Source organism: Pseudomonas sp. LBUM1656 (assembly GCF_059716065.1).
In genome coordinates, this window is the sequence record NZ_CP166800.1 from 3,293,354 (window position 1) to 3,307,897 (window position 14,544).

Annotated in this window: 10 protein-coding genes; 6 read left to right on the forward strand and 4 right to left on the reverse strand. The window is 56.8% G+C overall.

Annotation, left to right across the window (positions count from 1 at the left end):
* Window positions 1-2: 2 nt before the first annotated feature.
* Window positions 3-704, reverse strand: a complete 702-nt coding sequence (locus ACA072_RS14955) for a response regulator (protein ID WP_109631796.1) — start codon at window positions 702-704, stop codon at window positions 3-5.
* Window positions 705-998: 294 nt separating this feature from the next.
* Between ACA072_RS14955 and ACA072_RS14960 the strand changes: the two genes are divergently transcribed.
* From ACA072_RS14960 to ACA072_RS14985, 6 genes are all read left to right on the forward strand, one after another.
* The gene (locus ACA072_RS14960; RefSeq protein ID WP_497618569.1) at window positions 999-2,156 is read left to right on the forward strand and encodes an efflux RND transporter periplasmic adaptor subunit; all 1,158 of its coding nucleotides are present in this window, start codon (window positions 999-1,001) and stop codon (window positions 2,154-2,156) included.
* 14 nt (window positions 2,157-2,170) lie between these two features.
* The gene (locus ACA072_RS14965) at window positions 2,171-5,269 is read left to right on the forward strand and encodes a multidrug efflux RND transporter permease subunit (protein WP_497618571.1); all 3,099 of its coding nucleotides are present in this window, start codon (window positions 2,171-2,173) and stop codon (window positions 5,267-5,269) included.
* A gap of 187 nt (window positions 5,270-5,456) precedes the next feature.
* On the forward strand, window positions 5,457-6,098 hold the full coding sequence (locus ACA072_RS14970) for a DUF1345 domain-containing protein (protein WP_497618573.1): 642 nt from the start codon (window positions 5,457-5,459) through the stop codon (window positions 6,096-6,098).
* Window positions 6,099-6,174: 76 nt separating this feature from the next.
* Window positions 6,175-7,014, forward strand: coding sequence for an AraC family transcriptional regulator (locus tag ACA072_RS14975; RefSeq protein ID WP_497618575.1), 840 nt, complete (start codon window positions 6,175-6,177; stop codon window positions 7,012-7,014).
* 53 nt (window positions 7,015-7,067) lie between these two features.
* Window positions 7,068-7,673, forward strand: a complete 606-nt coding sequence (locus tag ACA072_RS14980) for a LysE family translocator (protein ID WP_497618577.1) — start codon at window positions 7,068-7,070, stop codon at window positions 7,671-7,673.
* Between the two features lie 193 nt (window positions 7,674-7,866).
* Complete coding sequence (locus ACA072_RS14985) at window positions 7,867-8,325, forward strand: hypothetical protein (protein WP_497618579.1); 459 nt, start codon at window positions 7,867-7,869, stop codon at window positions 8,323-8,325.
* A 54-nt stretch (window positions 8,326-8,379) separates the two neighbouring features.
* Here ACA072_RS14985 and ACA072_RS14990 read toward each other — a convergent pair whose 3' ends face one another.
* The 3 genes from ACA072_RS14990 to ACA072_RS15000 all read right to left on the reverse strand — a co-directional run bounded on the left by ACA072_RS14990 (window position 8,380) and on the right by ACA072_RS15000 (window position 14,332).
* A complete protein-coding gene (locus tag ACA072_RS14990; RefSeq protein ID WP_497618581.1) occupies window positions 8,380-10,947 on the reverse strand; it encodes an autotransporter outer membrane beta-barrel domain-containing protein in 2,568 nt (855 codons plus the stop codon).
* Window positions 10,948-11,200: 253 nt separating this feature from the next.
* Window positions 11,201-13,327, reverse strand: a complete 2,127-nt coding sequence (locus ACA072_RS14995) for a hypothetical protein (protein WP_497618583.1) — start codon at window positions 13,325-13,327, stop codon at window positions 11,201-11,203.
* A gap of 195 nt (window positions 13,328-13,522) precedes the next feature.
* Complete coding sequence (locus ACA072_RS15000) at window positions 13,523-14,332, reverse strand: hypothetical protein (RefSeq protein ID WP_497618585.1); 810 nt, start codon at window positions 14,330-14,332, stop codon at window positions 13,523-13,525.
* Between the last annotated feature and the right edge of the window lie 212 nt (window positions 14,333-14,544).

Sequence of the window (14,544 nt, forward strand, 5' to 3'; positions counted from 1 at the left end):
TCTCAGCATTCCCACTCGGAACGGCTGAACAGGTAGCCCTTGCCCCACACGGTCTTGATCTTGCGCGCCTCGCCCGCGTGGTCGTCGAACTTGCGTCGCAATTTGGAAATCGCCACGTCCACCGAGCGGTCGGTGCCGTTGAATTCGATACCGCGCAGGCGTTGCAGGATCTGGTCGCGGCTCAGCACTTCGCCGGCATGCCGGGCCAGCACCACCAGCAGGTTGTATTCACCGCTGGACAGTTCGACCAGTTGCTCGCGCCAGGTCACGGTGCGCTCGGACAGGTCGATGCACAGGTTGCCCATGAGGATGCGGTCGTTGGCGGTCTGCGGTTCGCTGAGGCTGCTGCGGCGCAACAGCGTGCGCACGCGGGCCAGCAACACGCGAGGCTCGCAGGGTTTGGTGACGTAGTCGTCGGCGCCCATCTCCAGGCCCAGCACCTGATCGTGGCTGTCGTCGCGGGCGGTCAGCATCAGGATCGGCAGCGTCGCCGAATCCGCCCGCAACAAGCGGCAGACTTGCAGGCCATCGAGCCCTGGCAGCATCAGGTCGAGGATCACCAGGTCCGGCGGATTGACCCGCGCCCGCTCACGCACGTGGTCGCCACGGCTGATCACACTCACGCAATAGCCATTGCGTTCCAGGTAGCTGGCAATCAGTTCGGAGAGCGCGGTGTCGTCTTCGACCAGGAGGATGTTGGGCATGGGTGTTTCCAGAAAGTGCAGTGGCGCCTGTCAGGCCGCCATCGCTAGCAGGCTAGCTCCCACAGTAGATTGGGGGTGTTCACAAAATCTGTGCTCACATCAAACCCCTGTGGGAGCTAGCCTGCTAGCGATGGCGGTCAGACCGTCGCAAAAAGTTTCAAGCTGCGAAGGATATACGCCCGCGCCCGCCCGTGAGTAAAACCCTTACACAATTTCACACAGCACCAACAAAGCTTCACCGCTACTCTCCTCGCCTCCCCGTAGGATGCGGGCAGTCATTATTGGGGTATTTACATGTCAAAGAACCTGCTTGCCAAGCTCAGTCTGATGGCTTTGGCGTTGACACTGAGCGCTTGTGACAAGTCCTCGAACGCTGAAGAACAGGCGCCTCTGGCCACGGTTCGCGTCGAAACCGTCGAAGCCCGGCCGCTGTCGATCACCAGCGAATTGAGCGGGCGGATTGCCGCGCCACGGATTGCCGAAGTCCGTGCACGGGTTGCCGGCGTCGTGTTGCAACGCGCCTTCCGCGAAGGCAGCGACGTGAAAAAAGGCGATGTGCTGTTCCGTATCGACCCGGCGCCCTTCAAGGCTGACCTGGACAGCGCCGAAGCGTCCTTGCGCAAGGCTGAGGCCAATGCGTTCCAGGCCAGACTGCAAGAACAGCGTTACGCACAGCTGATCGAAGGCAACGCCATCAGCGGTCAGGATTACGACAACGCCCGGGCCAGTGCCCGACAGACCGCCGCCGACGTCGCCGCCAGCAAAGCGGCCGTGGACCGGGCGAAACTCAACCTCGGTTACGCCACTGTGACTGCGCCGATTTCCGGACGCATCGGCCGTGCGCTGGTCACTGAGGGTGCATTGGTCGGGCAGAACGAAACCACGCCGCTGGCGCTGATTCAGCAACTGAACCCGATTCATGCCGACCTGACCCAATCGACCCGCGAACTCAACGACCTGCGACGCGCCTTCCGTTCCGGCCAGTTGAAAGAAGTGGGTCAGGGCCAGGCCAAAGCCACGCTGATTCAGGATGACGGCAGTCTCTACCCGCTGCCGGGCAAGTTGCTGTTCACCGACATCACCGTCGACCCGGGCACCGGCCAGATCATTGTGCGCAGCGAGTTCCCCAACCCGGACCTCGATTTGCTGCCGGGCAGCTTCGTGCGTGTGCGCCTGGAGCAAGCGGTGAACCAGCAAGGCATCAGCGTGCCGCAGCGGGCCATTCAGCGTGACAGCGCCGGTATTGCCCAAGTGCTGGTGCTCGACGCCGAGCAGCGTATCGGTCAGCAACCCGTAGAGCTGGGCGCGGTGCAGAACGATCGCTGGATCGTTACCGGCGGCCTGAAACCCGGCGACCGCATCGTCACCGAAGGTCTGCAACACGCCAAGCCCGGTGAAAAAGTCCAGATCGATAACACCCCTCTTCCACTTGCCCAGGTTTCTGGTCAGTAAGCAGGACGCTTTTTATGCCGCAGTTCTTTATCGATCGCCCGGTGTTCGCCTGGGTGGTTGCCCTGTTCATCCTGCTGGCCGGCGCGTTGGCCATTCCACAGTTGCCGGTGGCGCAATACCCCGACGTCGCGCCGCCGCAGATCGAAATCTATGCCGTGTACCCCGGCGCATCGGCGCAAACCATCGACGAGAGTGTGGTCAGCCTGATCGAGGAAGAGCTCAACGGTGCCGACCATCTGTTGTATTTCGAATCCCAAAGCAGCCTCGGCAGCGCCACGATCAAAGCCACTTTCCAGCCGGGCACCAACCCGGAGATGGCCCAGGTCGATGTGCAAAACCGCCTGAAAGTGGTGGAGTCACGCCTGCCTCAAGCGGTCAATCAGCAAGGCCTGCAAGTGGAGAAAGTCTCCGCCGGTTTCCTGCTGCTGATCACCCTGACCTCCAGTGACGGCAAGCTCGACGATGTAGCGCTCAGTGATTACCTGGCGCGCAACGTGATGAACGAAATCAAGCGTCTGGACGGTGTCGGCAAGGCCCAGCTGTATGGCGCCGAACGGGCGATGCGCATCTGGATCGACCCGCAGAAGCTGATCGGTTTCAACCTGACCCCGGCCGACGTCAACGCCGCCATCGTCGCGCAGAACGCCCAGGTCTCGGCCGGCAGCATAGGTGATTTGCCGACGCGCACCACCCAGGAAATCACCGCAACGATTCTGGTGAAAGGCCAATTGTCGACGCCGGAAGAATTCGCCGACATCGTCCTCAAGGCCAATTCCGACGGCTCCACGGTGCGCATCAAGGACGTGGCGCGAGTCGAAATCGGAAGCCAGGAGTACCAGTTCGGCACGCGCCTGAACGGCAAGCCTTCCACCGCAGTCAGCGTGCAGCTGTCGCCGGGCGCCAATGCCCTGAGCACCGCGACCCTGGTGCGGGCGAAGATGGACGAACTGGCGCGCTACTTCCCGGCGGGCGTGGAATACAAGATCCCGTACGACACTTCGCCTTTCGTCAAAGTCTCGATCACCAAAGTGGTTTACACCCTCGGCGAGGCGATGCTGCTGGTGTTTGCGGTGATGTTCCTGTTCCTGCAGAACATCCGCTACACGCTGATCCCGACGCTGGTGGTGCCGGTGGCGCTGATGGGCACCTTTGCGACTATGTTGGCGCTGGGGTTCTCGATCAACGTGCTGACCATGTTCGGCATGGTGCTGGCCATCGGCATTCTGGTGGACGACGCCATCGTGGTGGTGGAAAACGTCGAACGGATCATGGCCACCGAAGGCCTGTCTCCCAAAGAGGCGACGCGCAAGGCCATGAAACAGATTACCGGGGCGATCATCGGCATCACCCTGGTGCTGGTGGCGGTGTTCATTCCGATGGCGTTCATGCAGGGTTCGGTCGGGGTGATTTACCGCCAGTTCTCGCTGTCGATGGCCACCTCGATCCTGTTCTCGGCGTTCCTGGCGCTGACTTTGACCCCAGCGCTGTGCGCGACGCTGCTCAAGCCGATTGCCAAGGGCGAGCACCACGAAAAGAGCGGTTTCTTCGGCTGGTTCAACCGTGGTTTCGAGCGGTTGACCGCGCGTTATCAAGGCTGGGTCGCCTATGCGCTGAAACGCACCGGTCGTTATCTGCTGATCTACGGTGTGCTGCTGATCGGTCTGGGCCTGTGTTTCAGTCGCCTGCCCTCCTCGTTCCTGCCGGTCGAGGATCAGGGTTACACCATCACCGACATTCAACTGCCACCGGGCGCGAGCAAAAACCGCACGGTGCAGGTCGTTGAGCAGATAGAAGCGCACAACGCCACGGAACCGGGTGTGGGCGACAGCACGGTGATTCTAGGCTTCAGTTTTTCCGGCAGCGGACAGAACGCCGCCCTGGCGTTTACCACGCTCAAGGATTGGTCGGATCGGGGCAGCGACGACTCGGCGAGTTCGATTGCCGACCGTGCCAACATCGCGCTGAGCCAGATCAAGGATGCAGTGGCCTTCTCGGTGCTGCCGCCGCCGGTTGACGGCCTCGGCACCTCCAGTGGCTTCGAGTTCCGCTTGCAGGACCGTGGCGGCCTCGGTCATGCCACGCTGATGAAAGCGCGCAGCGAATTGCTCGCCGCCGCCGAGAAAAGCCCGATCCTGATGAACGTGCGCGAAAGCGCGCTGGCCGAAGCACCGCAGGTGCAACTGGAAGTCGACCGCAAACAGGCGAACGCGCTCGGCGTGTCGTTTGCTGACGTGGGCAACGTGCTGTCCACGGCGGTCGGTTCGGCCTACATCAACGACTTCCCCAATCAGGGGCGGATGCAACGGGTGGTGGTCCAGGCCGAAGGCGATCAGCGCAGTCAGGTCGCCGATCTGCTGAAGATCCACGTGCGTAACGATGCCGGGAAAATGGTGCCACTGTCGGCTTTCGTCCAGGCGAAATGGACCCAGGGCCCGGCGCAATTGACCCGTTACAACGGCTACCCGGCGATCAGCATTTCCGGCGAGCCGTCGCCCGGTCACAGCACTGGTGAAGCCATGGCGGAAATCGAGCGCCTGGTTGCGCTCGGCCCGGCAGGGCTTGGTCAGGAGTGGACCGGGTTGTCGTTGCAGGAACGCCTGTCCGGCAGCCAGGCGCCGATTCTGCTCGGCTTGTCGCTGCTGATTGTGTTCCTGTGCCTCGCGGCGTTGTATGAGAGTTGGTCGATTCCGACCTCGGTGTTGCTGGTGGTGCCGCTGGGTGTGCTCGGCGCCGTATTGGCGGTGACCTTTCGCGGGATGCCCAACGACGTGTTCTTCAAGGTCGGGTTGATCACCATTATTGGCCTGTCGGCGAAGAACGCGATCCTGATCATCGAGTTTGCCAAGAGCCTGTACGACGAAGGGCATGACTTGATCGACGCCACACTGCAAGCCGCGCGCCTGCGACTGCGACCGATTGTGATGACGTCGCTGGCGTTCATTCTCGGTGTGGTGCCGTTGGCGATTGCCACGGGCGCCAGTTCGGCGAGCCAGCAAGCGATCGGTACGGGCGTGATTGGCGGGATGATCACGGCAACGCTGGCGGTGGTGTTTGTGCCGGTGTTCTTTGTGGTGGTGATGAAACTGGTCCGCAAGCGCCATAAAGTCACCTAAACAACACACATCCCCTGTGGGAGCGGGCTTGCCCGCGATGACGGTATAACAGTCGACCCTGATGTTGAATGTTATGCCCTCATCGGGCAAGCCCGCTCCCACACGGGTCGTGTTGTTTTCTCTAATGTGGTCACAACGGACTGCGCTGGGCTAAGGTATTGGCATAACCTTGCCCCATCGAGCACTCATGCCCTTCCTCGCCCGCACCCACCCTCGCCTGTCCGCCGCTGCCACCCTCGGTGTCGCGGCAGGCATTCTGGCTCCAGCGGATTCGGTCATCAGCAAAATCCTCATCGGCTGGAATGTCGGGGTCTGGACCTACCTGATTCTGATGCTCTGGCTCGCGGCCCGTGCCAAGGCGCCGGACGTGAAACGCATCGCCGAGGTCGAGGACGAAAACGCCGGGCTGGTGCTGTTCGTGGTGTGCATCGCGGCGCTTGCCAGCCTCGCGACGATCACCTTTGAACTAGCTGGCAGCAGAGACCTGGAAACCAACCGCAAGCTCCTGCATTACGGCTTTACCGCATTGACCGTCATCGGATCATGGTTGTTGATCGGGGTGATTTTCAGCGTGCATTACGCTCGCCTGTTCTACACCTGGGACGGCAAAGACCTGGCGTTGCGGTTCGCTGAAGGACTGGAAACGCCCAATTACTGGGACTTTCTGTATTTCTCGTTCACCATCGGCGTGGCGGTGCAGACTTCGGACGTGGGCGTGGCAACACGCAGCATGCGCAAGATTGTACTGGCGCAATCCTTGATCGGTTTTCTGTTCAACACGGCGATTCTCGGGTTCTCGATCAACATCGCTGCTGGGTTGTTTGGCTGACCGTTGCACAAACGTTCTAGTCATTATTCCCGGCGCGGGCGTTAAATAAGTCGGTAACCCGTCTCGCAGGTGCAGCATGACCACTCACAATTGGCTCGATCTGGCCCAGGACGCCGATACTGGCATCGAGACCCTGCGTGCGCATTTCGAAGGCCATGCTTACGACCCGCACTGGCACGACAGTTACCTGGTGGGTGTGACCGAACAAGGCGTTCAGCAATTCAACTGCCGGCGAGCCCGGCACCAGAGCACGCCGGGCAAAGTGTTCATGCTCGAACCGGGGGACATTCATGACGGTGAAGCGCCGACTGAGGATGGGTTCACCTACCGCATGTTGTACCTCGATCCGCAGTGGTTGGAGCGTGAGTTGAGCGCATTGTTCGAAGGTGCGCCGCTCAACAGCCAATTGAGTTTCGCCACCACCCTGGCCAGCGACACCCGACTGTCTCAGGCCACCAGTCTGGCATTTCAAACCCTGCATGGCGGTGAACTGAAGATCGTCCGCCAGACCGCCATCGACAGCTTGCTCGAACGCCTGACCAGCCACCTGCATTGGCGCGCCCGTTATGGCGAAGACCCGCGCCTGCCGATGGTGGCCCAGAAGGCTCGGGAGTACCTGCACGCCAACGCTCATTTCGACGTCGGCCTTGACCAGCTTGCAGCGGTAACAGGCGTCGACCGCTTCCGTCTGACCCGTGCGTTCAAGGCGGCTTATGGGCTAGCACCCCACGCCTATCTGGTGCAATTGCGCCTGTCCAGGGCGCGGCGGCTGCTCGCTAGCGGCGTGCAGCCTGCGGCGGTGGCGGTGGAGTTGGGGTTTGCCGATCAAAGTCACTTGGGACGCTGGTTTGTCCGGGCTTATGGCCTGACACCGGCGCTGTACCGCAAGCGCTGCTCAAATGTTCCAGACGCATGACCTTGAACTTGTGAAGATCGACACCGTTGATCATTCACTGGAGCTCAAAGGTCATGCAATCCACCTTGTTGCCTTTTTTACTGTTTGCTTTCGTCGCTTCTATCACACCGGGCCCCACCAATATTCTGGTGCTCAGTAACAGCGCTCGCTATGGTTTCAAGGCTGCGCTACCGATCATTTTCGGCGCCTGTTCGAGCGCGGCGTTGGTGGTAATACTGGTTGGCAGCGGATTGGGGCACGTGTTGAAAACCCATCCGTTTATAGAAACAGCCATGCAATGGCTCGGCATCGTCTGGCTCAGTTACCTGGCTTGGCAGATTTTCCGCTCCCCCCCAGACCTGTTAGATCCACAATCTCCCTTCAGGGGCCCGCGGCTCGGATTATGGGGAGCGGCCGGTCTCCAGTGGATCAACCCGAAGACCTGGATGATGGCATTGGCCGTGATAGGCGTTTTTTCCGGGAACGGTACGGAAAAAACGCTACAAGTGTTGCATCTGTCGCTGGTGTTCTTTTTGGTGTCGCTGCCTTGCTTGGGAGCGTGGGCGATAGTGGGTGTGGGGTCTGGCAAGTTGTTGCAATCACGCTCCACGCAAACGTATTTCAACAGGAGCATGGGTGTTCTGTTGTTATGTTCTGCCTGGTTGCCCCTGGCCGTATAGAAGTGATAACGATAAGGGCATGTCCGCCGAGAATCTTGTGTATTCCGTAATTAACCTCACAAATGTCAACCTTTGTAAACTGTCAACAATGACAGTTTACAGTCTGTGCAGAAACAAGCTTTCATGGTTCATCCAGGATTAGGGCCGCGCATGGCCTTTGGATACCTTACTTCTTGTAACGGAGACCGAATCCATGAACGCTGTGATCAAACGTACCAGCTTTGCAGACGGCAATTTTGTCAATGCCAAGGCTTATGCAACCGACAAAAAAATTCCAGATTTTAATGCTACCTCCCGACTGATCGAGAGAGTCAAAACAGGCCCCAACGCAAATGAAGCCGTATTGATCACTGCCATTGACCGGCCGGCCTCAAAAACGAAAGCGAACAGCTCGTTTGCTCGAGAGCTTGCTATCGTTATTCCCGAGGATTTTGCGGAGGGTGTCTATTCACTGAAAAGTCGAGACGATGCCAACTTCAGCTTCAAAGACGCAGACGGAACTATCTACGAAGGTGTTTCAGGCAGCATCGAACTTCAGCCGGCAACGGAAGGAAATGTAAAGGGCAAATTCAGCATCAATCTCGAACTACCGGACAAGGACGGAGAGACTTTTCTATTCAAGGGAGACTTTCAGGTATTGAAAGCAGGATAATCAACATCGCCATTAATAAAAAGGGAAGCTTAAGCTTCCCTTTTTACTGACCACTCAGAACTTGAAATGAGCCCCCATATTCACGCCATAATCCTTGGTGACACTATCACCTTTACTGGTGTCCACTTCCGCATGGAGTTGCCAGCGATCATTCAATGTCCACGAGGCGCCTGCTCCGACTTCGAAACGGCTGCCCGACAGGTCATTATTGAACTTATTATCGTTGACTCGTACTTCATTGTTTTTTGCGAACTCATGAACGATGGCTGCCCGAATATGCGGTTGCAGTACGCTGCCATTGGTCAATGTCATACCACGTCCCAAGGTCACACCCGCCTTACCCAGCAGGGAACGCGTCGTGTCCGAATCCGCTTTCAGGCCGTTGTCCAGACTGAATTTCTTGCCTTGCACGGAGGCTGCCTGCCACTGGGTAAATACTTCTGCGTAATACCCGTCCTTAATGTCGATATGTTTACCGAACTCGACCAAGGCACTGGCACCCAGATTGTTGTAATTACCCTCGGTCAGCTTGCCATCGCTCATTGATACTTTGGCATCGTTGCGGAAATGATTGAGCTTGGCCACGGTATCCAGGTAGTAACCGTTACCGCCCAACCAGGTACCGTAGAGGCCGATGAATGTACTATCGATTTCCCCGGAACTGCCGCGACTCAAATCGAGGTTCGACTTGCTGTAGCCAATAAAACTACCCAGCAATACTCGCTCGCCTGCAATCTGTACCGGGGTGTCCACCCCCATGGAAATTCCGTATTGGTTCTGACTGTAACCACTTCCGTAAGCATTGTTGCTGATGCTATACCGGCTACCGAAAGACCGAACCCATCCCCCCGTTTGCCCACCGTTGACGCGTAGATCCCCCATCCGGTTGTTCAATAATACTGTCTCACCGTAGATCACCGTGGGTGCTACGGCGGAAATCGCCAACACTGCACGCGTCGGCGTGCTGACTACCGTTTTATCGGGTTGCAGGTACCAGTCATCACCTTCCTTGACCAAGCGGTAAGTAAACGCCCCGGCGTCGACCTGATTGTTGACGAGACCATACTGGGCAGTACCTGCGACGCTCTGTACTACCTTGATCGACGAATCAGTCACCGGATCGAGACCTGTGCTGGACACCAGTAACTGATGATTGCCGGCAGCGCTGCCGGTGACATTCAACAGGTCGCTGATACCCTTGTTGAAATCAGCACCCATCTCAAACGTGCCACTGTCCGCCAGATTGACCACGTTCAGCTGGAAGTATTCCTGATTTCCCCCCAGGCGCACCCTGCCGCCATTGTTGAGTGTGAGGTTGTTAACCGACTGGCTGTCGGTCATTTGCCACAGCGCCTGATTGCTGATGGAAAAGTTGGCGATATTGTTCACCTGACCGGTCAGGCTGGCACCGTTGTCCACATTCAGGCTGGCAACACTGTCAGCAGCGGCCGTGACATTCCCGGTCATCACGCTCTTATTGTTGATCGTTGCAACGGCTACATCCTGCAAATTACCGGTGAATGTGGAGGCATTGTCGATCACCACACTTGAGGCGCCTTGCACGTTACCGCTCATTACGCTCTGATTATTGATCGTTACATTGGCTACATCTTGCAAATTGCCGGCAAATGTAGACCCGTTGTTGATCAACACGCTTGAGGCACCTACTACGTTGCCCGTCATACTCGCGTGATTGTTGAGCGTTGCTGAGGTAACGTTCTGCAAGTCACCGGACAGCGATGCATTGTTTTGCAAGGTGATGTTCGCCGAACTACCGGACGCCACCACAGCATTACCAACCAAGACGCTGTTATCAACGAGAAAATTGGCCGAAGCGCCAGGACCGACTTCAAGCAGCGTACCGTTACCGGCGATCAGGCTTGAGCCATTACGTACTTCGATATTGGCCACGGTGGGAAAATTCGGCGCGTTGATGCCAACCACAATGGCCGAGCCGCTCTTGCCTTCCCCCCGGGTACTGTCCAGCACGATCGTCGTAGGAATGATCGCTGATGCCTGTGTGTCTGTACCAACGATCAAGGCGTTGACACCGCCGGAAATCGTGCTGCCGCTGGCAGTCAATGAACCCTCAAGCAAACGAATCCCGAAACTGTTGACGCCCGTCCCTTCTACGGTCGAATTCTGAACGTTGATTTCACTGAAACGGTTACCCGCAATCCCGCCTTGTAAGCCCCGAACAACCGCCTGGTCACGCAGGGTTACTGTCGAACCGCCGATGCTTGAAACGCCACGTACGGCCGATAGCCCGATTCCAGAGACACTGGTGACCGTTGAATTGCTCAGGATGGCGTTGGCGTTGGTAAGGAAAATACCTTGGGCAAAACCGCCTTCTCCTGCCGAAGTGACGCTTGAGTTTGTCAAGTTGATCACTCCACCTGCTGAACTGGTGATACCGAGCGTTGCGGCTCCAGAACCGATCAGTGTGGCGTTGGCTTCAAGTTGCCAGTTTTCGACAGGGGTATTGGAGTCGATGGACTGACTGGTGCCCGCGGGGATGGTGGCAGCCTGAATCAATGATGAATTCAATACGAGGGATATAAACGAAAATGTCCAGAGACCTATCGAATGTTTAGGGAAGGGAAGTTGCATCTTTGACGACATAGTTAAGTCCTACTCGATTGCATTCCGTCAGGAACGAGTCTCCGACTCAAACTGTGCGCGAGCCGGACTGAAACGGCCGCCAGACTACGGTTTACCTTTCCAGCTATATGTAGGACAAATCCTTGTGTATGTACGACTTATCCATTTTTGTAGTGCGAGGCTCCGTATCTGGACGTACAAGACTTCACCTCCACTGATGAAGGCGACAACCAGTGCCGCCTTCATCAGTAGGAAGATTTACTTCAAGCATCAATTAAGGAGATGGCTCAGGTCGCTCTTGCTCGCAATACACCAGGCTCGAGTTCAACAGCGCAACAGGCACTGTGACCGCGGACTCAATCCCGTTAACCGTATAAGCGATACGCGCATAACGGGTCGGAGGACGTGTACCCGTAGCTGCCAATTGGATCGTCCTGATCGCGGTGTAGTTTGTCAGCCTGAACTCCAGATCCCCGGTCGCCGGCATCGTCGCCGTGTCGGTGATGCGGGTATTGGGGATAACAGGGGCACCCACCGCGTTGGTTTCCCGGCCATCAACCTCCAAGTTCACCGTGGCACCCGCCGGGATATTGGCATCGCGCCGGATCCTGATCCGTAGCTGGCGCGGTAGGTAAGGTGGCATAGGTCCATTTGCCACTTGCGGGTGGTTGAGACTGGGGCAGTTGATGCTGGTAACGATGCGTTCCGGCACCAATGCCGTGGCTGTCCGGAAGGCTGAAACAACAATCTGAGGTTCCGGCAAATTGATCACGATGGCTGTCACATCGACTTTTGTCGTGACTTGCTGTTTCATCACGTTGTCGCTGCCAGGGTACTCGATGGTTACGTAAGCCTCTCTGGGGTTACCACCCGCGACGGTGCCGTTCATCTCAGCCCGAATGGTGTCCCAAGGCAAGGTGGTTGTGACTGTTGTATCGCCCACTCGCACGGGTACCGGATCGCCGACCTGTTTGTCCTGATAATAGAACTTTACAATTTCCCGGCCCGTTACCGGGCGACTGTTGTCAACCCATATTGGCCAGTTCATGGTCGCAGCTATGCCTGCCTGTGCCGGACCGAGTGTATTAGGGGCCGGCGGCGGAGTACCTGCGCCCTGAACCACCACTGGCCGAATATTAGGGTTTTCCAGTTCCGGCAGGTTTGGTTGTTCCGGCCCGGCATATGCAAAATCGACTACGCCAAAGCTGGACGGCGAGACCGGATTGGGCGTAATGGTAGAGCGAAACAGTTCAAACCAGTATTCGAACTCCACCTCTTCTGCCCCGTTGGGGTCGCCAAAAAGCTGGGCAAAGATGTCGAAGTCCAGTTCGAATTTCAGTGGGCCCGGGGTGCCTGCAGGTGGGATGATTTGCTCCGGCAAGTTGATAGGCGCACCGGCTTCATTCGAAGTGATGTATGGAATAATCCGGTCACCGGGTAACGAGTTAAGGGGAAAGTTGATCTCCATGATGGCTTTGGTCGGCGAAGCAACCGTCAGGAAGGTGATCGGTATACGGCCACCGGGACCGGTGACTGGAATTGTCGGTGCTTCGAGTACCGGGGCTGGTGTCTTGACCCTTCTGAACATCGTGGTAATAGGCGAGTTATTGCTGATATTGCCCGGTAAATCCGTAATGTTGTAGGCGTAATAGTAAGTGCCCTCAGGCAAGGCAGCGAGAAACGCATGTTCAACATTGGCTGCTCCACCCACAGGAAGGGGGAAGTCTGCAATCGCGGGGGTTTGGCCCTGCATCAATGAGAAAGTAGTTTGTGTAGAAATATAGAAGTTGAGCTTGTCGAGGCCCGCTTCAAACTTTTGATAAGCAGTGGGAATGACCAGGGCCAATCCACCAGCGTTGGCTGGGTCATTCAACCAGGCATCGTCGATGACCGCAGGAAACGTAGCGCCCAACGTCAGCACCAGCGGCCTGTTGCCCGTACCATTAGGCCCGCCTGGCATCCGTTGATAAGCCGCGGTCAAGTCGATCAGGACATCGGCAAACGGTCCGGAGGTATCGACGTTCTCGAAGGCGTCGTAAATCATGAATGCCAGTTGGTATACGGTGTAATCACCGTTTAAATGGAACAGTTCGATCAGCCTTTCGGTGGTCACGTCGAACTCGATCGGGTATGTCCAGTCACCCCCAGACTCGTTGGCTTTTAATCGGGTTGCAACGACATAAGTGGGATCGAATTCGACAGGGATGACACCTTTCGGGAACAAATGAAGTTCGACTCTATGGCCACCCTCCGGGCTTTTATCATCAATATCAGCCAACTGCACCTTTATCAGCCGGTCTTCTCTGAGCTGCTTATAAGTCAGGCGCAAATCCGGTAATTGGTCAACAACGGTCGGTGGCAAAGCCAGGACACCGCCACCTGTTTTAACCTGCATATTCATTTTCGTATACTCCATCGATGAGTTAAATCATTGACCCACACACGTAATTGCCCGATGGAGAACTGCGCGACTGCTGGCTGCATGCTCCAGGTATCAGGGGACTACCCCTGAACTAAATTCCGGCACTGACGTCCTTCAGCTTCAACTACTATTACACGTTAACCACGTACAACTTTTGCAGCTGTTTCAACAACTTCAAGGACCACAAAATACTGACTCCCCAGGAATAACGCGGTCGATCTTTACCAGTCCCGCTGCAGACATTCCCACTGGGGCGTTATTACGATAAATAGAGTATTTGACCAAAGCCGACCCCAACCCCTCAATAGGCTTTATTAACCTGTCGTACTGCATAAGAATGAAGTTGAAACCATTAATAGCCTCCTGCTCGGTCAACCGCTTGGTGAAACGAGTGGACGTATTCGCGATGGCACCGACCCCGTTCAGGCTCCTGAAAGACTCCCAATCCAGAAGGCACTGGTCATTACGCTCAAACTTGCCCGGTTGTCGCGGAATACGAACTTCAATCCCCTGCCACATAGGCGGAATCGTTTTGCAATTGAGATAACCCCAGAGGGTGGCATCGGGGAAAACCGGTTCCACCAGATTGGTTGGAACAGGGCGTCTCAACGTGAAACGTTGTGGCAACGAGGTGTCCTCGTTGCCGTTATCTCCCAATGTCACCCGATACCGCAGGCTGATCTCACCAGCGCGTTGAAGGTACTGTGCCGGCAGATGGAACCGTGCGGGAATGGTTACCGGAACAGGAAAAGGGTTGCTGTAGAAAAGCGTTTCACCCGTGACACCTGGTTCCAGCACCCAGATTTCCAACAAGTCCCGGTTGCCAACCCCCGTGGAGGGCGATTCCCACAGGGGGATGTTCAAGTACACACCATTGGTCGAAGCGTCTGGCGGCAACAGCGCCGTCGGATCGTTTGGATCTACCCCCTCGACAGTGAACTTCTCGGCAAACACACCAATTCCGGCATTTTTTGCTGAAGCCATCTTCTGCCCCCAAGTTCGGATTTTTCTGGTGCCGATGGAATAAATTAGATCCGTTTATTTCCTGCCCGCCTACTGTCAGATCTGACAGGTTTCAATACCGTTTGTCGGAATCGTGTGTCGGTGACTGGCGTGTCAGACTTGACGGGACGGTGATTTTTGATGTCTTCTGAAACCGGTTTCAGACTCAATGACCTACAACTTCAATAACAGGT